General features: G+C 49.5%; 31 protein-coding genes and 1 pseudogene. 14 read left to right on the top strand and 18 right to left on the bottom strand.

Annotated elements, in window-relative coordinates:
- Positions 1–33: 33 nt before the first annotated feature.
- Positions 34–324, bottom strand: coding sequence for a hypothetical protein (locus HQRW_RS05930; RefSeq protein ID WP_014555877.1), 291 nt, complete (start codon positions 322–324; stop codon positions 34–36).
- A gap of 589 nt (positions 325–913) precedes the next feature.
- Between HQRW_RS05930 and HQRW_RS05925 the strand changes: the two genes are divergently transcribed.
- From HQRW_RS05925 to HQRW_RS05920, 3 genes and pseudogenes are all read left to right on the top strand, one after another.
- A complete protein-coding gene (locus HQRW_RS05925; RefSeq protein ID WP_014555876.1) occupies positions 914–1,240 on the top strand; it encodes a P-loop NTPase family protein in 327 nt (108 codons plus the stop codon).
- 166 nt (positions 1,241–1,406) lie between these two features.
- Positions 1,407–1,544 (top strand): annotated as a pseudogene (locus HQRW_RS15455) (IS5/IS1182 family transposase); the annotation flags it as partial.
- A gap of 75 nt (positions 1,545–1,619) precedes the next feature.
- Positions 1,620–1,871: a hypothetical protein gene (locus tag HQRW_RS05920; protein ID WP_014555875.1), complete on the top strand. Its 252-nt coding sequence runs from the start codon at positions 1,620–1,622 to the stop codon at positions 1,869–1,871.
- Positions 1,872–2,250: 379 nt separating this feature from the next.
- On the opposite strand, the gene HQRW_RS05915 is transcribed toward HQRW_RS05920, so the two are convergent.
- From HQRW_RS05915 to HQRW_RS16395, 3 genes are all read right to left on the bottom strand, one after another.
- A complete protein-coding gene (locus tag HQRW_RS05915) occupies positions 2,251–2,685 on the bottom strand; it encodes a hypothetical protein (RefSeq protein WP_014555874.1) in 435 nt (144 codons plus the stop codon).
- 214 nt (positions 2,686–2,899) lie between these two features.
- Positions 2,900–3,529 (bottom strand): hypothetical protein, encoded by a 630-nt coding sequence (locus HQRW_RS14895; protein WP_231852450.1) that lies wholly within the window; start codon positions 3,527–3,529, stop codon positions 2,900–2,902.
- Positions 3,530–3,613: 84 nt separating this feature from the next.
- Positions 3,614–3,808 carry a hypothetical protein gene (locus HQRW_RS16395; protein WP_231852448.1) on the bottom strand — a complete coding sequence of 65 codons (195 nt, stop codon included), beginning with the start codon at positions 3,806–3,808 and terminating at the stop codon, positions 3,614–3,616.
- 219 nt (positions 3,809–4,027) lie between these two features.
- Here HQRW_RS16395 and HQRW_RS05905 point away from each other — a divergent pair, with 219 nt between their 5' ends.
- Both HQRW_RS05905 and HQRW_RS16690 read left to right on the top strand, forming a co-directional pair.
- Positions 4,028–4,222, top strand: coding sequence for a hypothetical protein (locus HQRW_RS05905; RefSeq protein WP_049891724.1), 195 nt, complete (start codon positions 4,028–4,030; stop codon positions 4,220–4,222).
- Complete coding sequence (locus HQRW_RS16690) at positions 4,219–4,347, top strand: hypothetical protein (protein ID WP_269448575.1); 129 nt, start codon at positions 4,219–4,221, stop codon at positions 4,345–4,347. Before HQRW_RS05905 ends, HQRW_RS16690 begins: the two co-directional genes overlap by 4 nt.
- A 324-nt stretch (positions 4,348–4,671) precedes the next feature.
- Here the strand turns inward: HQRW_RS16690 and HQRW_RS05900 are convergent, their stop codons facing one another.
- From HQRW_RS05900 to HQRW_RS05880, 4 genes are all read right to left on the bottom strand, one after another.
- Complete coding sequence (locus HQRW_RS05900) at positions 4,672–5,073, bottom strand: ribbon-helix-helix domain-containing protein (RefSeq protein WP_014555872.1); 402 nt, start codon at positions 5,071–5,073, stop codon at positions 4,672–4,674.
- Between the two features lie 778 nt (positions 5,074–5,851).
- A complete protein-coding gene (locus tag HQRW_RS05890) occupies positions 5,852–6,502 on the bottom strand; it encodes a hypothetical protein (protein ID WP_231852447.1) in 651 nt (216 codons plus the stop codon).
- A gap of 272 nt (positions 6,503–6,774) precedes the next feature.
- Positions 6,775–7,305, bottom strand: coding sequence for a hypothetical protein (locus tag HQRW_RS05885; RefSeq protein ID WP_014555870.1), 531 nt, complete (start codon positions 7,303–7,305; stop codon positions 6,775–6,777).
- 360 nt (positions 7,306–7,665) lie between these two features.
- Positions 7,666–7,980, bottom strand: coding sequence for a hypothetical protein (locus HQRW_RS05880; protein ID WP_014555869.1), 315 nt, complete (start codon positions 7,978–7,980; stop codon positions 7,666–7,668).
- A 281-nt stretch (positions 7,981–8,261) separates the two neighbouring features.
- Between HQRW_RS05880 and HQRW_RS16390 the strand changes: the two genes are divergently transcribed.
- A complete protein-coding gene (locus tag HQRW_RS16390; protein ID WP_231852446.1) occupies positions 8,262–8,483 on the top strand; it encodes a hypothetical protein in 222 nt (73 codons plus the stop codon).
- A gap of 141 nt (positions 8,484–8,624) precedes the next feature.
- Here the strand turns inward: HQRW_RS16390 and HQRW_RS05870 are convergent, their stop codons facing one another.
- Together HQRW_RS05870 and HQRW_RS05865 are read right to left on the bottom strand one after the other, a co-directional pair.
- Entirely contained in the window at positions 8,625–9,011 is a 387-nt protein-coding gene (locus HQRW_RS05870) for a DUF5615 family PIN-like protein (protein ID WP_014555867.1), read from the bottom strand.
- A gap of 14 nt (positions 9,012–9,025) precedes the next feature.
- Positions 9,026–9,424: a DUF433 domain-containing protein gene (locus HQRW_RS05865; RefSeq protein WP_014555866.1), complete on the bottom strand. Its 399-nt coding sequence runs from the start codon at positions 9,422–9,424 to the stop codon at positions 9,026–9,028.
- A 444-nt stretch (positions 9,425–9,868) separates the two neighbouring features.
- On the opposite strand from HQRW_RS05865, the gene HQRW_RS05860 reads away from it, so the two are divergent.
- Positions 9,869–10,231, top strand: coding sequence for a hypothetical protein (locus tag HQRW_RS05860; protein ID WP_049891722.1), 363 nt, complete (start codon positions 9,869–9,871; stop codon positions 10,229–10,231).
- Positions 10,232–10,419: 188 nt separating this feature from the next.
- Here the strand turns inward: HQRW_RS05860 and HQRW_RS05855 are convergent, their stop codons facing one another.
- Entirely contained in the window at positions 10,420–10,986 is a 567-nt protein-coding gene (locus tag HQRW_RS05855) for a hypothetical protein (RefSeq protein WP_049891720.1), read from the bottom strand.
- Positions 10,987–11,142 carry a hypothetical protein gene (locus tag HQRW_RS15795; RefSeq protein ID WP_158307734.1) on the bottom strand — a complete coding sequence of 52 codons (156 nt, stop codon included), beginning with the start codon at positions 11,140–11,142 and terminating at the stop codon, positions 10,987–10,989. It abuts the gene before it with no gap.
- Between the two features lie 445 nt (positions 11,143–11,587).
- Between HQRW_RS15795 and HQRW_RS16385 the strand changes: the two genes are divergently transcribed.
- A complete protein-coding gene (locus tag HQRW_RS16385; RefSeq protein ID WP_011571364.1) occupies positions 11,588–11,716 on the top strand; it encodes an integrase in 129 nt (42 codons plus the stop codon).
- Positions 11,717–11,934: 218 nt separating this feature from the next.
- Here HQRW_RS16385 and HQRW_RS05850 read toward each other — a convergent pair whose 3' ends face one another.
- On the bottom strand, positions 11,935–12,660 hold the full coding sequence (locus tag HQRW_RS05850) for a CPBP family intramembrane glutamic endopeptidase (protein ID WP_011571363.1): 726 nt from the start codon (positions 12,658–12,660) through the stop codon (positions 11,935–11,937).
- A gap of 438 nt (positions 12,661–13,098) precedes the next feature.
- Here HQRW_RS05850 and HQRW_RS05845 point away from each other — a divergent pair, with 438 nt between their 5' ends.
- Together HQRW_RS05845 and HQRW_RS05840 are read left to right on the top strand one after the other, a co-directional pair.
- Positions 13,099–14,475: a uracil-xanthine permease family protein gene (locus tag HQRW_RS05845; RefSeq protein WP_014555864.1), complete on the top strand. Its 1,377-nt coding sequence runs from the start codon at positions 13,099–13,101 to the stop codon at positions 14,473–14,475.
- A gap of 500 nt (positions 14,476–14,975) precedes the next feature.
- Positions 14,976–15,236 (top strand): hypothetical protein, encoded by a 261-nt coding sequence (locus HQRW_RS05840; RefSeq protein ID WP_149031523.1) that lies wholly within the window; start codon positions 14,976–14,978, stop codon positions 15,234–15,236.
- 138 nt (positions 15,237–15,374) lie between these two features.
- Here HQRW_RS05840 and HQRW_RS05835 read toward each other — a convergent pair whose 3' ends face one another.
- The gene (locus HQRW_RS05835; protein WP_014555862.1) at positions 15,375–15,740 is read right to left on the bottom strand and encodes a hypothetical protein; all 366 of its coding nucleotides are present in this window, start codon (positions 15,738–15,740) and stop codon (positions 15,375–15,377) included.
- 583 nt (positions 15,741–16,323) lie between these two features.
- Between HQRW_RS05835 and HQRW_RS05830 the strand changes: the two genes are divergently transcribed.
- The 3 genes from HQRW_RS05830 to HQRW_RS05820 all read left to right on the top strand — a co-directional run bounded on the left by HQRW_RS05830 (position 16,324) and on the right by HQRW_RS05820 (position 18,342).
- Positions 16,324–16,584 (top strand): hypothetical protein, encoded by a 261-nt coding sequence (locus tag HQRW_RS05830; protein ID WP_049891718.1) that lies wholly within the window; start codon positions 16,324–16,326, stop codon positions 16,582–16,584.
- Between the two features lie 306 nt (positions 16,585–16,890).
- Entirely contained in the window at positions 16,891–17,469 is a 579-nt protein-coding gene (locus HQRW_RS05825; protein ID WP_014555860.1) for a hypothetical protein, read from the top strand.
- Positions 17,470–17,724: 255 nt separating this feature from the next.
- Positions 17,725–18,342: a hypothetical protein gene (locus HQRW_RS05820; protein WP_014555859.1), complete on the top strand. Its 618-nt coding sequence runs from the start codon at positions 17,725–17,727 to the stop codon at positions 18,340–18,342.
- 249 nt (positions 18,343–18,591) lie between these two features.
- On the opposite strand, the gene HQRW_RS05815 is transcribed toward HQRW_RS05820, so the two are convergent.
- The 4 genes from HQRW_RS05815 to HQRW_RS05800 form a co-directional block, all read right to left on the bottom strand.
- A complete protein-coding gene (locus tag HQRW_RS05815) occupies positions 18,592–19,086 on the bottom strand; it encodes a hypothetical protein (protein ID WP_014555858.1) in 495 nt (164 codons plus the stop codon).
- 16 nt (positions 19,087–19,102) lie between these two features.
- Entirely contained in the window at positions 19,103–19,306 is a 204-nt protein-coding gene (locus HQRW_RS05810) for a hypothetical protein (protein WP_014555857.1), read from the bottom strand.
- Positions 19,307–19,540: 234 nt separating this feature from the next.
- Positions 19,541–20,041: a hypothetical protein gene (locus HQRW_RS05805; protein ID WP_231852445.1), complete on the bottom strand. Its 501-nt coding sequence runs from the start codon at positions 20,039–20,041 to the stop codon at positions 19,541–19,543.
- Positions 20,042–20,191: 150 nt separating this feature from the next.
- Positions 20,192–20,581: a PIN domain-containing protein gene (locus HQRW_RS05800; protein ID WP_014555855.1), complete on the bottom strand. Its 390-nt coding sequence runs from the start codon at positions 20,579–20,581 to the stop codon at positions 20,192–20,194.
- 144 nt (positions 20,582–20,725) lie between these two features.
- On the opposite strand from HQRW_RS05800, the gene HQRW_RS16095 reads away from it, so the two are divergent.
- Positions 20,726–21,139 (top strand): DUF6997 domain-containing protein, encoded by a 414-nt coding sequence (locus HQRW_RS16095; RefSeq protein WP_394294969.1) that lies wholly within the window; start codon positions 20,726–20,728, stop codon positions 21,137–21,139.
- The last annotated feature ends 536 nt before the right edge of the window (positions 21,140–21,675 follow it).

Genomic DNA, 21,675 nt, shown 5'->3' with positions numbered 1-21,675 from the left:
GCGGCAGTTTAGATTCCAGACTCGATTAGCGAATCATCTCCGGCGGAGTGTCGATTCCCTCGAATCAAATGTGACGTTGGAATGTTGATAAGCGTATATCCGTAACGCCTTTTGAGCAGACGAGATTGGCAACTCATCGGGTGTGACCGTCCCATCATCGATTAATGCCTTCATAATAAGATCAGCGACTGTCTCATTCTTTTCAAAGCTGAACTGCTGGGATTTTATTGCCCCGTGTTCATCATCTTGTGCTTCAGTGTCATCCTCACTCTCTTCTTCACTGTGATGACGATTTGATACTTCGACCCCGATATTCTCACTCATACATACACGTCTGATATGAATGTGATTAAATATCAATTAAAATATGTTACTTATGATTCAAACTGACCGACGACTGAGAATAGAGTTATCTCCCACCGTCGCAAGGATGAAGATGATCATTCTCCGATTGATTCAATCATTATATCAGATGGCAGGCTATGTTCGATCGATCATGCTCCAGTCTACAACAAGGATAATCGAGAGAACATTTTCCTGAACGGGAATCAAAAAATGGTCATTAATACCGTGCTCGGAATTTGAACACTCGACGGTGAATAATTAATTCATATACCCACATAGCTAACTAGCGCAAGCGTTCCATTGTTGAGGAGTATATCAACGATATTTCCAGTTGCGATGAGTGCCAGTGCAGTCACAGTCCAGATGACCCAGTCAGCAGGCAGCGATTCGGATGGATTCGACGCTGTCCATACTCGTCACTCCATACGAAGAGAATCCCAATACTGGATTGTGCCGGTATGCAAGATGGACAGCGCAACCGTAGCACGGGGTACAGAGAGACAGGTCAGGTTTCACAGTGTGAGACCGTCGGTGACGTATATTACACCACAGTCACATCTGATAAGTAATGAGCAACGGGACAGACCCGAACCAAATGGACGAGACGTACTTCGGTCTCTCTAAAAAATATCTGATATTCGAAGTAGGTCGGATCTCGTATGCAGTCGGGATCGGCACCGCAGTGATGACTATGTTTGTACTTGGAGTGTCCGTTATTGGCATTGAACTGCCGGAAATCGTTGTCTTCGCTAGTTTCGTGATCTGTTTTGGATTTCTCCCGGTTGCATTATACCTCTATGATCGGTGTCACGAACGTGACTTTGTGATCGCCGACCTTGGACACACAATGGTTCGTCCGGTTACGCTCCTCTTCCGAATCCTTCGAGGTCCGTGAGGGCATTACCGAAGGACTCGGATCTTGACGATTTACCATATGTAACCTCTGCATGTTTCACTGGTCTTCTGATTGATTTCATATAGTCGTCACTTATTAGCACACGTGTGATATCTATATTTGACTACTATTCAATCCCTGCGGAAACCTTTCTCTGACACGCTTTCAACGGAGTCAGGAAGAGACAGTAAACTCCCAACTCAAGCGTAAGTATGGCGTATTCGTCCGCTCACGCTACCGGTGGATACAGCTCTATGAACTTGCTGTTGGTTGTCTCACAGATACCATCGACAAGACACTCTGAGCGTTAGATACCGATAGTACACTTCTCATGCTGTCCAGGCCAGTTATATAATGGATGGTCAACATAATGTTCGATATGGGCAACTCCGACAACCTCACTGAAGTTGAAATTCGACGTGCTGTGAGAGAGGAAATGTCAAGAGTGGGGCGGTCAGTTCTCTCGACTGTCTTTTGGACGATACTAGCAGCATTCACCGTTCTTGTTGGTCTCCAAGCGGTTCAAATGGGATTCTACACAACTGGCTTGGCTGCTGTGGCTTTGATTGCGGTTGGTATACTCGTTACGAGCGCTAGCATCTACCTTCTTTATATCCTTCACTGGGTCTAGCAACGTGATGATACGATCGGAGGATTGAATCGACCGTTCGCAGTCCTCTCTAATGGCAGATTTACACGGAACGGTATAAATACGAGAGGAGTTCAACAGACCAGCGGAGTTTATTAAGTTGGCGTAAATCGATATTTATTGTTGATATTGCCTTATGTAACATATCGTCGTATACAGAAAGGATTAGTTACATAATGCGACCATCGAACTCCCGATGCGCCCCGACCCCTGATAACCGTCTGTCACGGGAAGCGCCGACTCTATAATACAGACTCAGCAGTTTCGACCTGGTGCTTTGCCTCGTCGAAACGAACAGCTGGAACGTAGACCCCGTGTTCGGATTCGAGAGTGAGACTAGTCCTGGCGTCTTTTCACCTCGTCAGGTTCGGAGGTGTATGTCCTGTCGATAACATCCTCCGTCGTTCACGAGGAATCGCAGATTCGCATCAGTATGTTCCCCGAGGAGTCGGTCAATATCAGCGGTCTCCGCAGCGTAAGGTGGCACCGGCATCCGTCCAAGCGCGATTTCGGCACGTATCTGATGTTTACACCGCTGATCCGCACCGAGATGATACCGTGCATCAGGACAGTTGCAGCGACCGTCACGGACGTCGACAGTGTATGATTCGCCACTGTGTGAAACAACTGAGACGAACCACGCGTCACTCTCGACGGGAGTTCCCTCAGTCGACACGACCGAAAGTGGTTCCTCAAGAGCGCGCTGAAGACGTGGCTTGATCTCGGTGTTGACTTCAGTATTGGATTCAGACTCAGCTCCAAGATCGGGGTTAGGTCCAGATTCAAATTCGAACATAATTCCACAAAACAACGGGCTTCGGTGGTGGAAACCCGGGAATTACTTATACGACCTGTCGATATTTGGGGCTTATTGTCACTGTCTGTCACACATAGCGATTCGAATCTGTTGTACACGCGCACACTGTAAAAAGTCCATGATCGACATCATCCGTTCTTGCTACCGCCTACGTCATGCTTCTAGTTCAACGTGCAAAGCTGAGATACTGTGGTTAGATGTAAAGCGTGAATTGAACATTATTGGCATTTGGGACGCCTCCAATTGGGTATGCGATCAGAGCCGAGAATAGGAGACAGAACGCCGGGTACCCATACAATCGGAGGACGTACTCTCGTCGGTATCTGCTGAGACGATTCGAGAGCGACTCCGAGGAGATAATCGGGTGAGTGCCCCCGGTTTCCACAACTGAAATACCGTCGTCTGTCTTCTCTCCGATGATCGTTATCTCATCACCACCCTGAAACGTCAACTCCCTATATCGAACCGTGTTGTGAGGAGTGAGTTGCTCTGCGAGCAGCCTCACCAACATGTTGGAGGAGTCTCGTGTTGGTCTGTCGAACCCGATATCGCGGTTGTGAGCCCGATATGTCTCTGTGAGGTCCTCTGTCGGTGTGAACTGTTTCTCGAACTCCGACTGAGAGAGTTCGGTGTCGATAAACGCAAGCGTGGAATTCACATCAACTCCAAGAGCCGAGCTCAGCGTCTGAGCTGTGGTCTGTACTCTTCTTTGGCGTAGTTGACCTGTGACCGGCACGTGTTCAGTATCGAGAGTAATCAGCAGTTCATCTGCCATCACGCCTGAGGCTTCCAGGAACCACTGCGTTCCCTGACCACGACTCAATCTCGCTGTATCCCATAGCGCGAGAGCACAACGCTGTGAGCGGTACGGGGAGTCAATAGTCCGTGACTGGCTACTCACAGTTCCTTAGACAGCAACAGCCTCCCCTGGGATAGCATCGTCAAGACTAGTGTGTATTGCAGACAACTGGTGATACTGCTGTCGCTGTTTCCACCCGGTGTATATAATCGGAGATCCGAAAGCCAGCAGAATGAGTAGCATCAGTGAGACTACTACAATAGTCGCAGTGAGAGGATCCATCAATGACAGTGGTATACTCATATTCTGTATGGGTAGTACTTACGAATACTCAGCTTCGCATGGTAGTCTCGGAGAAGTCTGTAATCGGGATCATCTGTTCCTGCTACTCAGTACGTCACGCTTCCGATTCAACGTGCAAAGCTGAGTATATACCAGAATGTCGAAATGATGGAGGCGACAATCCGTCCGATGTGATGACCTTTCTCGATTCTATCTAACTTCATGCGTTTACAGCCATAGATGTCCATCGGGCGTGAGTCGTTCCGTGCCGTCGCCTGCGATATTGATGTTGTCGTCTCCAGCGTACAATTCAACGGTATAGACCGACGTCTGATGCTGTTTGCTGACAGAGCAGACCATCCATATGCGTATCCGACACATATCATCGTGACGTCAGAAATCGTCGATTGGGGTCCTCCGTCCCCAAATGCATGACAGATACACCCACACTTGTACCTACAGTCTCTAAGGCTCATCTGATACCGGAAGGGACAGTCGAGTTCGTTCAGGTGCATGCAGCACAGACAGCAAAACCGACACTGACACGCGTCTTTCGGTGATATCGATTATGATGCCGATGTCGACTCAAACGTAGATGTCGATTCAGACATCGACCGGGAGCGTAAATCTCCTATCGAGTCGCGTACTGTGTCCGGTCAATGTCGTGTCCGTGTCGTCTGAGCGGGAGACGGTCAAGCAAAGCTGGATTGCCGGCTCTTTCGAAGTCCATCACATCTAACAGAAACAGCGTGCCGAATAGAGGGCGCATGTCTTGCACGGACAGCTGACAGATTTCCAGCAACCGAGTGGATCAACTCACTCGGAACAGAGAGGAGACATATCGCAGCCGGGTCTGGGTCTGGGTTCAGATTCAATTCACTGGATTACTCATCAGGGGGTTGATTTCGATACGGAGCAAGAATATCATCAAGGAGTATGCTTCGAGGGTCAGAAGCAGGATAGTGAGTATCGATGTACTCTTCAGCAGTCTGAATTTGCTCGCGCCTGCCAAACTGCCGAACTCGTGTCGCAACCTGGATGAACGTATCATCTCCAGCGGAAGCCGGTTCAGCGGTCGGAATATTTCCTTCTGTCTGTTCTGCAAATATATCTGTCCAAATTTCGTCAAAATCCACTATATCTGGGTCGTGATCCGTTGCCTTCGAGAGTACGTACTCGACAGCAAACCGCTGGAATTCCGATTTGTTCGAGCACGTCCCTTCCTCGACCATTTGTTCAACTTTGTCCAGAACTTCCTGGGGGAATCGGACAGTCGACTTTACCATATCATATCCTGACGCGCCTCGAAGCTTAATTTCTGCTATCGATCTACTCTGCATTCACCATGTCTCCGGGAATATATCACCGATTTGGGATTTTAACAGAGCCATCACTTCAATTCCTCTCATGGAGAATCGAAATATGAGTCGTCTCGAACCTGAAAACCATCACATATTTAGCTCGGATAGTGGTGAACTCTACGTAGTTCCGTTGGGACCTCCTCCAGTCAATGGTGAATCCACGGTGAGATTGATCAGCTCTGACGATGAGCAAATTGCAACCGCACAGAAACAATTCAACTGCTACGCAAAACAGGAGCACCTTCCGTAAATCAAAACAGATGTTGAGTGAGGAATCATTCCGGTATTCGAAGTTTCCAGCCAATGTGTAGATGGCTGTGCTATCTGTCGATTCCTATATATATCGATCCGCCAACTGCTGAATGCACAGCGCGACTCGGTCACCCATTTTGATACATCCCGGTAGTTTACACCTGTCTTTTATCTATGAATCGAGTCGCTGTCGAGATTGGTGAATCGGATAAAAATCCTGATATCCACAGATGAAACACACTTATGAAACGATCTTGTTAATCTCGTTTATCCGCAGTCAGTAACCCCCACCGCCGATCTCCTTGCCTCGATCTTCTGATTACAGATTGGGTTCGAGTATCTGAGATAGCCGCTTGAGACTCGGTGAATTTATATCTAAGAGACAGTATCTTACATGATGAATATATTGAACCCAAAAACCGATACAGCTATATGAACGAGGGCAGGCCACTCAGGCGTTTTCTACCGGTGAGGGCGGTCCAGAATGACCGCCGTACACGCTAATCACGTAGCAGAGGGCACGCCCCAGAACGAAGCCACACAGAGCAATCGGAATTCCGAATCCGACTGCAAAGAAACCCGCTATTCCTACGGCCTCGGGAAGCGAAACGACGTGGGTTCCCCATGAGTAGGTGACGGTCGTTCCATATCGGGTGACACCTGCACCGAAAACGGGCGCACCCACCAAGACACTCGTCGGGAGCAGCCCTGAATTGACGGCCGCGCTGATTGCACCAATTACAACCAGACCACCGATTGCGAGGAAAATTGCCAGTGACGGATCAGTTCCGAACCACGTTCCGCGAACCCACGCGGTCAGCGTGTCATAACCGATTGTGGAGCCGACCCACCAGGCTGTCCCGAGGGTCAGAACCGGCGACAGGAGCGCAATGAAGAGCGAAACATCACGACGTTGTCCCAGAAGGGCTACCCGCAACGGTCCGACCACGAACTGCTTGACAGGCCCGGAGAGGATAGCACCCACTCTGGCATATACGGTGGCAGACAGCGACAGGAAACTGTGAGCGAATCGTCGGATGACACGCCACATCGCCCAAACAGCTGAACGCGTAGCGTCGGTTAATCGCCTGAACGCTACCATTATGAACACAGCTATCTCACTAACCACTGTTCGAAGGGAGGGGGGACCAGGTAGCACAAATAGTTGTTCTGGTGTGTTTTAATTAAGTATTATGTTCACTAGTTAGGCGGCTCTCTTGTGGACGACTATCTGTGAAGGACAAAATCGGCTGGTGTAGGTACACTCTGTATCGGTCACTGGGTCACCTATCAACTACTGAATGGAATGATCCGGCGAGTGATGAATCAAACGCACATACCCTGTAATCAATTCTTGGGAGCGATTTTAAATCTCTAACAGATTGAGTACACCATATCGATGCCCTCAGATTCGGTGACTTGTGCAATGACATCTCCCATGCATTGATCCGTTTCTACTAGGAAGCTATCAGTTGATCCATTGGCGGTAACTGACACGTTGAACTCTTCGATACTATCAGGATTCGCCTGACGAGTATTATAAGCCATGACGGTTGCGTCCGGTTGGAGGGTATACGTCTGGTTGTGCACCGTTTCTCCCGTCGTTTCCCGAGTCACAGTTGCTCTCACATTAACTGGATCGGAGAGTTCGTTTTTAATCTGGATTGAATGGTCCGGGTCTAATGTTTGTCTAGCCTCCGCATTTATGTCTGCGAAACTAGGAGTTTCTGATTGGTCTGGGTCGGGTGTCTGTGTAGTCTCCGTGTTTGCATCTAACCCGGGAGTACTGTTTTCTGATTGGTCTGAGTCTGAGTCTGTGTCTTGCGGCGGATCAACTCCTACACAACCAGTCGCGATAAAACCCAACGATACCCCGGTTAGTTGGAGCAGCTCACGCCGATTCATGGATATACTGCTGATTTCGTCTGGATAATACGTTTGTGAATACTCACGGGATTTGAATCAGATTCAAACTCAGTCTCTGAAGACTCTTGATAAGCATGAGCGCTTTCTGCCAGCATATATCGGTGCATATTGGTATCTCTTGAGTGAATGAATATAACGGGAGACAGCCGGTTTCTCTGAGGGCAATAATTTCAGAAACAGAAGCATGGGATTCATCGAATGTGAAACAGTCTTCTCACAACTGTGGAGTCTCTGAATCACAATCTTGACTGAAAGAATCACATATGTTGGACAATCATCGTTCTGGACACGTTTTTGTTCTCAATAATGATAACTCCCGGATTTACATCACTGATCCGGTCACAATGTCACCATCACGAACAGTAGTGGCGCTCCAACGAACGGAGTCGCGAACCCAGCAATCACGGTCCCAGCGAGCAGTCGTCGTTGCAGGTGAGTGAATTCGATCCCATACCCGCCCGCTGGCGTGATCAACAGTCCCACCGGCAGCAACAGGAGACCAACCCAAACGGTCAGCAAAAGCACAATCGCCGCGAAACCCGCCGCAACGCCGCCGGACATCGTGGTGAGTCCCCAGACCCCACCGACTGTTAATCCGCCACCGACCATCGCCACCTGGAGTTGGGGAGATCCGAGCAACTGGCGTCCGTTCATCGGTCTTCACCGCTCCATTTCTGAAGACTCTTGATGAGAGGAGTGGTTTGTGCCTGAATATATCTGTGCATATTGGTATCTCTTGAGTGGATGAATATAACGGGAGACAGCCGGTTTCTCTGAGGGCAATAGTTTCAGACAGAGAGTGGAGTTCACCGAGTCTGAAACAGTCTTCTCACCTCTATAATCAGGAAACAGATGGTCACACCAACGTAGCAGAGCCGACGTATTCATATCACCCTAAGCAGGCAGAAGTATACCTGTTAAATGTGAAAGCTGCGATGCATAACTTTATTTCCGCACTTTATTCATTCCATGAGTGTATTGAAGAACGGTTAGACCAGTACCTTCCGTCTGAACGGGAACTAACCAGTGATGACCTGACTGGGAATGTCCCCAGCTCTGAGTATGCGTACAGAGCGGGGTTCCTAATTGGGCTTCGGACAGACGCTCAACATTATGGATTCGACGTGACCGAGGAACTGGACTGGTATCGGACATGATGAGGAACGAGAGATGTCGGACCTCTCCGCTCCTTTGAGAGAGCTAAATCCAGTGGGTGTAGTTACCCCACTTTCGGGATTCCGTTCGGAAGCGTTGGGTAACTTTCTAAGAGCAGGCTGGAGTCTGAGTCCCTCGTTTTTCTACTCGATGTAGTCGAGCCAGCGCTGTGTGACCTCAACGTACTCGCCGTCGAGGTCGGCGGCGGACAGCAGTGTCGCGATAACGCGGATAGCCGTGATCTGCTGACCCGGGGTCATCGACTCGTCCTTGAGCCAGAGCCCACCGGCGGTCCGAGCAGGGTCGATGGCGTTCTGTGGGTCCGAGGAGTCGGCGCCGATCCAGTGGTCGTCTTGTGTGAACAGGATAGTATCGTTCGCTTGAAGCCACGGGAGGATGTCAGGCTCGTCTTGCGCACCTTCCCCCAGCTCGGGAACGTCCAGCACGTGCGTGGCGTTGTGCCCGAGGCTCCGGAGCTCGTCGTGAAACGGCTCGATATTTTCATCGAGCAGGATGTCGAACGACGCCATCTACTCCAGGCGTCTCAGGCCCCGCTTCCGTCTGGTTCCGGCTCTGGGGTATCGTCCCCGTTGTCGAACGTCACCGAGAGGTTCTCAACGCCGAGGGCGGCAGCATCAACCGGCTCGTCGGGGGCGACGTCATCAGGCGTGATCGCGTCCTCGTGCTGGCGTCGGCGTGATTGTTCGAGCTGGGCAAAGTACTCAGGGTTCAGATGGTAGAATGCGAGCGCTTCGTGAACGGCAGCCTCGGGCAACTCGAATCGGTCGGCGATGGTCGCCGGCGCCAGCTTGCGCTTGTGGACTAGCGCACCGATGTCTCGGACGGTGATCCGACGGCCGCGGATATGCGGGGTGGATTCGATCTCTTGAGCAAGGTACTCGCTCTGGGAGAAGTCGTACTCACGGTTCAGTGTGATACTCATTGGCGTACTCCTGCTTCGCGACACGGAGCGCGGCTCTGACGCCACTGATACACCCCGAGACGATGGCTTACAGTGGTACTCATACACTCGCGTTCTCGGCGGAGGCGTTTATAACCAGCGAGGGGAATACCCACGACTTTGGGCCTGTCTCTTACCCACAACTCGAGTCAGGATTTTAGCGGAACGGGATCGGCGAGCACGACTGAAATCCCCGGTACCTATAGTTTCAGCACCTCTTTGGAACAATTGTAGTGGAGTTGATTACCGGCGTTCTGTAACCCCTACAGCCGGTATCACTATCTGAATCGCTTCTCGCCTCGATTTTTTGAGTTCAAAATACCTCTGAGAGCGTCTGAAACGTCCGGTTACGACTCCACGAACTTATGGGTAAGAGACAGAGGTCTAGCCACCCTCGGGACAGCAGTCTATGCTGGTGCCCGTCTCGTGAGTAAGACTGGCACCGTAGCGGTTCGGCACGTAAGCGGTCAAGAGCGTGAGAACGGTGCGGTGTCCAATACCGTTGATGTCGCCCACGCTGAACTGAATTCGGACGGAACAGTCGACCGCAAAATACACATAGACTACCACGATTGTTTCAATCCCGAGGAAACGGTGATTATCTCGGATGCCACGCATGACTCCCTGACTGACCGCTTTGACAATATCCGGTATTACCTCGGGCACCGATGTCCGAACGCGAAGTGTTCAACGCCAGCGATCACTCGAGGAGCATTCAATCATTCAAACCTCGGTGAGACGGTTAAGTTGGTGTATCACGGAAGCACTGCAACCGTCGTGCCAGTTTGATCACAGTTGTTGGGACTGTGATTTCTGTCTCCGAAGCGGAACAACCGGACGTTCCAGCTGAACTCAGTGTGGCTTCGGATGGACACAGTCGTTTTCGCTCATAGTGAACCATGTGAACCGTTGAAATGAACTTTTGGATTCTATATACACAGCAGAGCGTCAGGAGGCTTCTTCCAATAGTCCCGACGTTAGTTTGATTCGTACTGTTCAGCGACGAGAGTAAACGTGTTGTCGAGATCAGTGGGAAGATCATCAGGCTTACTCAGTACATCGGTCCGTGTGTCAACGGTCCCGCCAATAAAGAGACTCTCGCCTGGATCGGCGGTCCGGTTCTCCTCGAGTTCATACTCATATTTAAAGCCGTCATCAACGAGCCCGCTCCCGTCTGAACCCGTGAATCCGGTTGTGGTGAGGGTGCCTGTGTCAATCCCAATCCGGTCATCCGCTGGAATAGGCTCTTGATATGGTCCCCAAAGAATCAGATATCCCTTGCTGTCTCCGGTGTATGCCCACCCAGTTCCGGTTGGATTCTTTTCGTATGTCGTGTCCCTCTCAACGACAAGGGTATCATTAAATCCGACAGTTATAGTGTCGTTTCCGTTGTTTGTGATCTTAAAAAGACGATCGAACACCGTGACTGCGTTCTGATTGATTCCCTCAAAATCGATTGTGATCGTTCCGTTGGCGATCTCAACATGTCGATCAACTCCATCTACGGGCTCAATTCCCAGCAGTGCATTGTCGTCGCCTGCCACCTAGACTGATGCTGTCCGGTTAGCCTCGACGCTACTGAACGCGGTTGTTCCAAGCAATCCGCCAACACCCGCGAGCAGGCTTCCGACCCCAATAAGTGCCGTTCGGCGACTCCTCATTGGTATCGGGACTGGCGTTGAGATGATCTTGACACGCACATCTTCATTTCAATTTAACTAAATAATTGTATACTCTTATTCCTGCCGTGAGAAGCCGTCTCACGTGGGAATAACTCCGTATTGTCAATTAACATGAGATACGATAGAAGTATAAAACCGTTCAGACGAGGTTTGGATTTTATATACACAATCCAAAATTAAGCGTCAATATCAGGTGTCTGGTTTCGGGTTCTCACTGAGAGACTACTCGAGACTCTATCAATTCCACAGTTGAGTATTCTGAACTGGAGTCGAGATTCATCAATATCCTCACTCGCAGTCTATCTATAATTAATTGGGGTAATTGATAGAGTCCGTCTACTCACATTTGATGACATTCTCTCCTGAGAAAATCGATCTCTGTTCTCTGTTGGAACTGTGTCTGGAACGGTTCACCGACCAGTGCGAAGCATTTCCACGGTCACGCAGTGCTGTGAACAGATGAGTGACGGCCGCCGTCGAGGCTGCAGACATCGACGGTCGAGTGTATCCGCACGCTCTCCGAGCGACTGCAGCCAGCTATCACACATATCAGGGGGTCGCACCGGTTCCGCTCCAAGCACTGATGAGCTAGAACGATTTAACAACGGCACAGAAGTACATACGCATCTCAGGCAAGGCGACAGTTGACGCGCTCCGGCAGGTTCACCACCGATAACGCAAGTCACATATCTCTCATTTCTCAACGTGGCTGCTGAATAGACAGCGCGTATGTCGCACGTCGCAAACTGAGAACCAGAGTTGTCTGATTCAGCCAGCACAGGTCAGAGTTGCACCCATCATGAAAATGGATTAGAACGAAGTGAACATGAGCCAGTGGCCTGCGTGCGCCATAATCGGCACAGTCAAGTTTTCTGTCCGCTCGTAGCCAGCGGCTGCAAGAACGCCGAAGATGCTCGTGAACAGTAGTGACACAAGTCCACCTGAAAGGAAAATATGCATCCCGCCAAACAGAAATCCGCCGACCAGTACCCGCCCAAGCGACCCGAGTGCCGGTTCGAGCGCATTGTGAATCACTCCTCGGTAGAGGAGTTCTTCCATCGGTGCCATGAGCACGAACATGATCACCAGTCCTGGAACGATGATCTCGGGGTGGTCGAAGAATACCCGCCACGTCGGTGTCATTTGACCACTATGTCCACCGTGGCTCAGTCCGAGCAGAGGGAGGATTGGTGTCACTACACGCACTGCCAGTTCGTACCCGACCGCTCCAAGGACAATCCACGCGACTCCCTCGGATGAGGGAACCTGAATCCGGTCCAGCGGGTTGTAGTCGTCACACCACCAAACGTACCCGGCCGCGACGAGTCCGAATCCCGGTTGAACAATATAGTTCCGCAGTAATCCTCCAAACAGGACCCATCCGGTTTCGAGGATAACAAACAGTGGATCGATAACGAGCACTGATACAAATCCAGCAACGACGCCTAGGGCTGCGAGTGCTGTGGCACCGGCAACGCTCCGAAATACCTCCTGTGCTTTCGAACCCAGCCCGGATGGACTGGTCTGCGTTTCCATACCCGTTTCCAGAAAGTGTTTGCTAATAAGACAGGCGGCAGTGTTTCTGGCTGTGAAATCTATTCTCTAACACGTAGCGAAGCAAACAGGGCTGTCACAGCCTCTCCATCACACTTGATTCCACCATTACGAGGTGGTGCCGTACCTAATTTGCAGTTCTGTTGACCGGCTAATTCGTTCGGATCGATCTGAAACAGACGATGGCTGACTGCTTTTCTGTATCATCAATCGAATCAATCACTGGCATCTTCTTATGAAAAGTGGCAATCGGAATATATGTACTGATCATATACAAATAAGAAACTCCTGGTTCCTATTTCAATATCTTAATATTTTCTTATGATTCCTCTCAAATGCCTCACTTATCGCCACATCATGTAGGGCATCTATACGACACCATCCTAATATTTAACAGAACGTAAACATGAGTGTGGATAAATGTCAGACGGTAACACAGCTCAAGATTCAATTAAAAACGAAGATCTGGTTGAGTATGGCATTGAAGACACACCGGAATTTTCGAAGGCGCTCCCGCTGGGTGTCCAGCATCTACTTGCGATGTTTCTCTCGACAGTTGCACTGCCGCTTGTGATTGCAAGTGCCATTGGTCTCGGTAATTCTGACACGACATACATCGTGCAGATGGCACTGCTTGTGGCTGGTGTTGCAACGCTTGTCCAAGTCTACCAGATTGGACCAATCGGTGCTCGCCTCCCTATTGTCATGGGAACAAGTGCAATCTTTGTTTCGCCATTGATTAGCGTCGGGACTGAATTCGGACTGGCAGCAATCTTTGGTGCTGTTATTATTGCCGCACCAATTGAGGTGCTTATCGGCTACGTTTTTGACGATATCGAGAGATTATTTCCACCGCTCGTCACAGGCATCGTCGTCATGCTCGTTGGACTCACACTCATTCCAATCGCTCTTCAATACTCTGCTGGCACGCCTGGGACGGACACATTCGGTAGTCTCAGAAATCTTGGATTAGCCGCACTTGTCTTTGCTGTTGCACTTGGCGTGAACCAACTCTTCGACGGCTTCATGCGCTCGGCGGCAGTGCTCGTCGCCGTTATCATCGGATATCTTGCCGCGATTCCGCTCGGTCTGCTTGATTTGTCTGCCGTCGGAAGCGCGGCATGGTTCTCTTTCCCAAGACCGCTTGCATATGGTCTATCATTTGAACCCAGTGCTATCTTAATTATTGGGTTCGCGTACATTATCACTTCAATGGAGACCATCGGTGATATCTCCGGCACTACCGAATCGGTGGGTCGGCAACCGAGAACTGAGGAAACACAGGGTGGATTGGTTGCAGACGGTGTGATGAGCGCGGTCGCAGGTGTTTTCAATGCATTCCCGAATACATCGTTTAGTCAAAACGTCGGTCTCATTAGTTTCACAGGCGTCGCGAGTCGATCTGTCGTTGGCATTGCAGGCGTGTTTCTCATTGTGCTTGGTCTCGTCCCAAAGGTCGCGGCTGTTGTGAGCGCAATGCCGAACCCTGTTCTGGGTGGTGCAGGTGTCGTCCTGTTCGGCATGATTATCTCTATCGGGCTTCGTATGATTGCGCAGGGTGCAACACTCACCCAGCGCAACCTCACTATTATCGCAGTCTCGCTTGTCATAGGCGTTGGTGTCGAGTGGCGCTCTGATGCGCTTGCACAACTTCCGTCAGAGGCACAAGTTCTCGCCACCTCGGGGCTCATCATGGGCGGTGTCACGGCACTTGTTCTAAATGCTGTGCTTCCAGAGAACGGCGACTCAGGGACGCCGAGCGTGATGGGCGATCCTATTGCAGAAGACGATGACTAATTGTGATCGTTCAAGTATAGTTGTTTTCTTGACAACAGTGATAGCGAACGTGTTTCAATAAGCCATATGTGAATCATTAAGACGAAGTTGTGATTCAATGGACACAGTCCAAAATTAAGCGTCAATATCAGGTGTCTGGTTTCGGGTTCTCACTGAGAGACTACTCGAAACTCGGCTCTGTCAATTCCACAGTTGAGTACTCTGAACTGGAGTCGAGATTCATCAATATCCTAACTCGCAGTCTATCTATAATTAATTGGAGTAATTGATATAGTCCGCTTACTCCCATTTGATGACATTCTCTCCCGAGAAAATCGATCTCTGTTCTCTGCTGTCTGTTCTCTGAAGAGCACTATTCACCAGAGTCTGCGTTAATCACAATGCGAGTGGGATTGAGCCCGCGCATCTGTGACAGTGCTGCTGTAATTGATCCATTCTTGGGGAATGTTATCACGCTGCTACGACATCATATATGTGTCTGTGTCCCCATAGAACAACATATGAGTAGTCCTGTCCAGCCGGATAATAACAATAGTCCTGTCACTCCTCGTGATAGAGTATGGAGCAGTGTCGTGGATGAATCGAAGACAGAGTTCACAGTCTCAGATATTAAGTCCCGATTATATCAAGATGGATATGATGAGATTCCGAGTGAGGAAACAATTAAACGAGTCCTGAGGAGTATGACTGAGTTGAATATTCTTCGTCATAAGAAGGGTTCCCCATACTACGACAAACAGACAGATTTCAAGCAACTGTAGTCTTCGCCTAGGACAGATATCATACTCTGCGTGAGAGTATGAAGATATCAACAAGGATTTCAAGAGACAACAACGTAACCTGATGACCCGATGACTAGCGTGTCGCTCACTCTACATTGTGTGCTCACTTGAGTAGTATCACGTGAGAATTACCACAGCGATATCATTTGACCGGATCTCTATTTCATACATATCAGATTTTTCGGTGATTTTCGATTCATATGTCTTTTGCTGTGGGCGATTTACCTCAACGGATATCAAGAAACCTTCGACAGTTTGTAACATTGCTGTCAATGTAGTTGTTTCACCACTCTCGAGGAGGAATGTTTTCTGAGCAATTGTATTTCCATTTTTCTCTGTGATTCGAGCAGAACCTCTCACCAGGCTGTCACGGCTATTGATAAGAGTAAAGTCAGAATTTCTGAGCAGGAACTGCTCAGGTCTTGATAAACATCCACCGAGAGAGCACAACCCAATTGCAGCGAGGAACTTTCGTCGATTCATATTCGAATATCTTTGCAGAATAAGAAGAATTCTATTCTCAGTTTCTGGATATGAGACACGACAGTATCACTGATTTTCGGGAGCGGGAGAGGGATATCCCAGGATGCGTTGTCGGTCCGCAGGAGTGAGAAGAGTATTTTACCAGAAGCATGTCAACAATTCAGACGAGGTTGTGAGTCATTCAACACAATGCAAAATTAAGCGTCAATATCAGGTGTCTGGTTTCGGGTTCTCACTGAGAGACTACTCGAAACTCGGCTCTGTCAATTCCACAGTTGAGTACTCTGAACTGGAGTCGAGATTCATCAATATCCTAACTCGCAGTCTGTCTACAATTAATTGGAGTAATTGATATAATCCGTTTACTCCCATTTGATGACATTCTCTCCTGGGAAGATCGATCTCTGTTCTCTGCTGTCTGTTCTCTGAAGAGCACTATTCACCAGAGTCTGCGTTAATCACAATGCGAGTGGGATTGAGCCCGCGCATCTGTGACAGTGCTGCTGTAATTGATCCATTCTTGGGGAATGTTACCACGCTGCTACGACATCATATATGTGTCTGTGTCCCCATAGAACAACATATGAGTAGTCCTGTTCAGCCGAATGATAACAATAGTCCTGTCACCCCTCGTGATAGAGTATGGAGCAGTGTCGTGGATGAATCGAAGACAGAGTTCACAGTCTCAGATATTAAGTCCCGATTATATCAAGATGGATATGATGAGATCCCGAGTGAGGAAACAATCAAACGAGTCCTGAGGAGTATGACTGAGTTGAATGTTCTTCGTCATAAGAAGGGTTCCCCATACTACGACAAACAGACAGATTTCAAGCAACTGTAGTTTTCGCACAGGACAGATATCATATTCTGCGTGAGAGTATGAAGATATCAACAAGGATTCATTCGATATCTAGTCTTATCTGAAAGTCTGTTTATGTACTCATTTCACATTTTTTATGAATTGGTGAAACTCTCCTGTTCACAAACGGACGGTTCTTTATATACTGAAAGCTCCCAGAGAAAGAGTCAGCATAGTTTTGGGAAGATATAGTATAAAAAAGGTCGATTTTGGGAGTGCTGTTCTGCCAGAACTGAACCATCTCGACACAGTGAATTTATTCAGCTCAGAGCCGATTTACTGCCAAGCGTGGGAAAACTTGAGCAGCCGATCGTTCGGTGGACAATTGCATGTTTGTTTCTTGCTGTTGAGCTGTTGTGGTTCGTTGTCATTCCTGACCCAGGGGAAGGGGACTTGGGCAGCAGATATGTGATTACTCCCGCCGACCAAGTGATGTGGACAGTACTCTCGTTTGTGTTATTCTTCGTGTTGCTGTCGGCGCTGAAAGATTTCGGCGAAAGAGACAGACCGCTCGCCTATGCTGCCGAGCAGGTTGAGACCACCCAGCAACGACGGGCTAGGTATATTCACAAGACAGCCCGGTTAATACGGATTGAGACGACTGGGCCGCTCGCATCGTGGTTCGCTGCCGGCTTTTTGATTCTTCTGGCGATTTGGGTGGCAACAGAAAGCGCTTCCGGACAGCCAGTTCGACTCATCTGCACGACAAGCATATATGTACTGTTGGCAGCCTTTGCAGCCCCTCCTGTCCGTGGCTACTTTACTCGGAAGCTGCGAGTGACGATTCCACGGTCGATTGTGGTCATCATTCTCATTGTGGGAACCTTCCTGAACCAGGCGGCGGTAGCCCCACCACTAACGACCTAAACTAGTTAGAACCGCCTCGTTCAGGATACAGTACTGAGAGTTTTGATCTTGATAATATATCTCAATTTGACTATGATTACGGACTGAATAAAAGCACTATGAGTATATCCGATTCAGGGGGCGGATATCGTTCCCATAGCGTATGTCATGTTTGCATTGTACAAACCTCTTGATCGGTTTCTTGCGATACAGATCGGTTCTCTTACTGTGCAACGACGAGCCAGATTGATACGTCGTTGCGAGTAGGCGTTTTGTATGTCCACTATTCGGCTGGGACTGGACATCGCATTCGTCTCCATCGATGGGATTCCGTTGGGGGCGTCATTACAGCCCCTGCAACTTCAACCACATCTCGCTTTGGGGAGTCTCGGGCTAACTGTTTTCATCGCAACCGTGGTGGCACTCACAGCGGTCTCGGCGTTTGTGTTGCAGGGCAGGGCAGCTGATAATCGTCGCCGGATTGCTATCATAGGTGGATTGATTTACGCTGTGGCATTGCTATCCTTCTGGGCTGGTGTGCGAATACTTTTCTGGCGGTTCGCGGCTGAGTTTCCATCAGATCTCCCATTCGTTCTCCCAATCATGATTGGGGTCGGAATGCTGTTTATCACGCAGTGGGGTGGTGCCACAATTCTGTATCTCTCTTATCGGTTTCGTATCGCTGGGGTCTGGCTATTTGCAACGACGTGGGGTACCGTCTATGCGTTTCTCTTCGTTGGCGGCGAAGGTACTCCTACATTCTTTCTCATCCTCTGGCTCATCTACTTTGGCCCAGCGACACTAGGAGTCCTTGCTGTGCTTGCTGGAACTGAATTAGCAGTTAGGAACCGGGGGCGGCTGATCACTATCGTACAGGGGATAACCGAAAACTAGTCGCGTTATTCTAATCCAGCGGGTCATACCGATAAATAGGGAGATACTCGTTGACACCAGCTCAAGCGTGAAATTTCTCTCTGCTGACGTTCTGGTATCCCCATAGTAGGGATCGAGATTACTGAGTGTAATCTCTGCATCGGTCATTCGGCGACCTATCAGCAACAGACTAGAATGATCCGCCGATTGCTGAATCAAATGCGCGTATCCAGCATTGCCGTCCCCTCCTCGCCGAATCAAAAGCACCGTTCAGAAGCCCCGCTCGGTAAACGACTCCCGTGCCTGTTCGTATACTGTCTCTCTACCACTCGTGTAAAGTGATGGGAGGTTTACGCGGCGTTTATACGTCGTTCCCCCGTCAGTGTATCTAATAACGAGTCGAGGACGTGTTATCCCTTTTATACCATCCGTTGCAGAGACCTGCTCGATTGTATCAAGTCGAATTCGGTCTGGCGATCGGAACCCACGTGCGTAATTCACTACATAGAGTACGAGGATCAACCCGCAAAGGGCAGCGATGTGGAGAAAGTTCCCATCGTAAACCGCGCTGACTACCCACCAGATGCCGATTGGATATGCAAACAAATGACCGACAAAGGCAGCACTAGACCACCACGTTCCGCGCTGCCAGTAGTTTCGGTAGAGTGAGTTAATGTACCCCGAAAACGACTCCTGAAAGTACACGTAATCCTCGGAGAACCGTGCTGTGCCGCGTTTCGTCGGGAACGACTCAATGGAAGGCATACGTCTTCTCCCCTGACTACTCAGAAAGGTCCGCAGAGAGTCGAGTGAGCCCACACTCCGGACAAAGATATGCAGAAAGTGGAGCTTGATACCCGACGCCGAGGCGGTCGAGGATACCGCCGTCTCTCTCAGTTTCGATGTACAGGTCACCGACGCCCTCAGCGGTTACGTTCGTCTGTTCCATCTGGACATCACAATCCGGACAAGATCGTTCGCTCATGGCTCGGTATCGTGTTTCGCTAATCATACGAAAAAGGACTTGACTGCTGTTTCATTGGCTGAAATGCTACTATCGGGATCTCCCTTCGATGAATACATCTTCTGTATCGGTCACTGTGTTATCTATCAACTACTGAATGGAATGATCCACCGGGTGATGAATCAAATGCGCGTATCGGTCACAAAATCCTGACCAGTATACGACTGAACGGATGTCGTTACAGAACGCTCCTTGTCACGGGTTATCGAATGACCACGTTCCGTTGACGCGATGTATCGAGAGTCCGGTGTCAGTATATGAGGCACTCACGCGGTTGTGGACTTGAACCCGGTTAAATTCCTCTCGACTGGTGGGCGCGTTGTGACAGCCTGTCTCCTGTTGTTCGTTCCCCCATGCTGGAGTACAAACACCAACGATATACCGGATATCTTCGTAGGCTTGGTGGAGTTGCTTATCCAGGGCTTCAGAAACGACCGGACTGGTTGGGGAGTCAAATTGGTTTTGCCAGTCATCGTGTAGCCAACTTAATTGAGGAGGGGCAGAACCAGGCGGGTTGCTGAGAGTGACTGTGATAATCGATTCACTGTGCAATTGATTCTCTTCTCGGTATCTCGCTTCGATTGATTTTTCTTGGACATATCCCGATGCGGATTCGGAGGTGAGCCAGAACCACGCACCGAATCCGCTCAAAATCAAAGCTCCGAGTGACGCAATGATACTCCGACGGGAGGGCATGAATGCAGTGTTTTCTCTCCAAATCGGTAAAACCTCATGTGCTGTTTCAGAGCGAAAGCAGTCGGAAACAGAGTGTCGAATCGACACCTATCGACTTGCTGCATCCACGCTCTGTATTTCGCATACCGATCCTATCAGTTCTGGAGGATTTCAACAGAGCGCTTGATTTGGATTCCGTTTTTGAAGGGAGAAGTCGGAGTCGTCACTCCAGATTGCCGCATCGCAGGCTATCGCACACGCCAGATACAATGTATCGTCCGGATCGGTATCACCGATTGCTTCGTCTGCGCTCTCGATAGCCGGATAGAACTCGCTGGCGGTGACAACGTCGATGTATTGGAACAGAAGGTCGATGAACCGTGCCACTCGCACCGGTTTCATCCCGGATTTGTCGACGATTAGGTCCTCGTAGTTCTCTACTTCGTCGTGGACAAACGCGGGTGTCAAAAGCTCGGGGTCGAGCGTGACGATGAGCTCCCGCGTTTTCGAATCAGCGATGAGTGCAGAGATGACGACATTAGCGTCGATGACCAACTTCATCCGTCGAATCTACGCCGATTCCTCATCAACGTGAGTTCGTCCACTCTCGTTGATTTTATCCGCAATCTCCTGGACGTCGCTCTCGGTGAGTTCGCTTTTGCTGGTGAGCTCCTCCATGACTTCGAGTGTCTCGACACCGCTCAGATTGGCACTGCCCCGACGACAGTCGCATCCACATTTGATTTTCAATTTGAACCGCATCCCGATCACCCGACAGTTGTCCATCATAATAGTGGGCAAATCGAGATTGATGGGCTTATTATGACTCGTCGAGGGGGCAAGCGGATTCTGCTGGTTATTGAGGCGAAACGTGGACGTGGACGGAAATTAGCAAAGCATAGGATAGGCTATCCGACGCTTGCAGCCGAAATGTCACTATCGCTCACCGTCGATCAACTCGTGCCTGTGTATCTTCGGGCACACACGGTCGATGGTGATGATGATATGATCCGATATAGCATCTATGAATGTTCAGATATTCCAATTGGGGAGACACAGCCATGTCTTACCGGACTCAGTGTAATCAACGATCATCATTATGAGGTACGTCTCGGGTAGTCTGTTCTTCAAAAACAACGACTCATCTGGTTCTCTGCCCGGTTGAAGTAGTTGAGCATAGATCTTGGGTAAAACTACTATACCGATAGTGATTTATGAGGGGACGGATCCGGAAGGATAATCGAATCTGTTCCACCGTTGTATTGAATTAAGCGGGTTCCACCGAAGTATGGTTAGTAGAAAATCACTCGCAGGATTGGATGCAATCGCATGGTTTGGATCAATATCGCTCGCCCAACGCCGAATATGCTGCTTTCAGAGAATCACTGCGTAATTATATCTTTCACCTGCGGTTTGGGATCGTTGTTGCCGTGTATATCTGGTTATATAATGTTACAATCCACTGGGTCAGATGTAGAATCTCTCAATTGGAGATGAGAGGCGAACCAGCAACAACCGCGGTGATCCGTGAACTCGCGCGCCGCAATCATCGTGGCTGACGACGGTAATAACATCTCCAGCATCTCATATAAGTACGCGAACATTTATTTGCTCATACATGTATATAGAATTGAGTGAGTGAGAGCGAATGAACA

The organism is Haloquadratum walsbyi C23, assembly GCF_000237865.1.
In the GTDB taxonomy this organism is placed as follows: Archaea; Halobacteriota; Halobacteria; order Halobacteriales; family Haloferacaceae; genus Haloquadratum; species Haloquadratum walsbyi.
The sequence above is the reverse complement of the archived record's forward strand: the minus strand, read 5'-3'. Positions and strand labels throughout refer to the sequence as shown.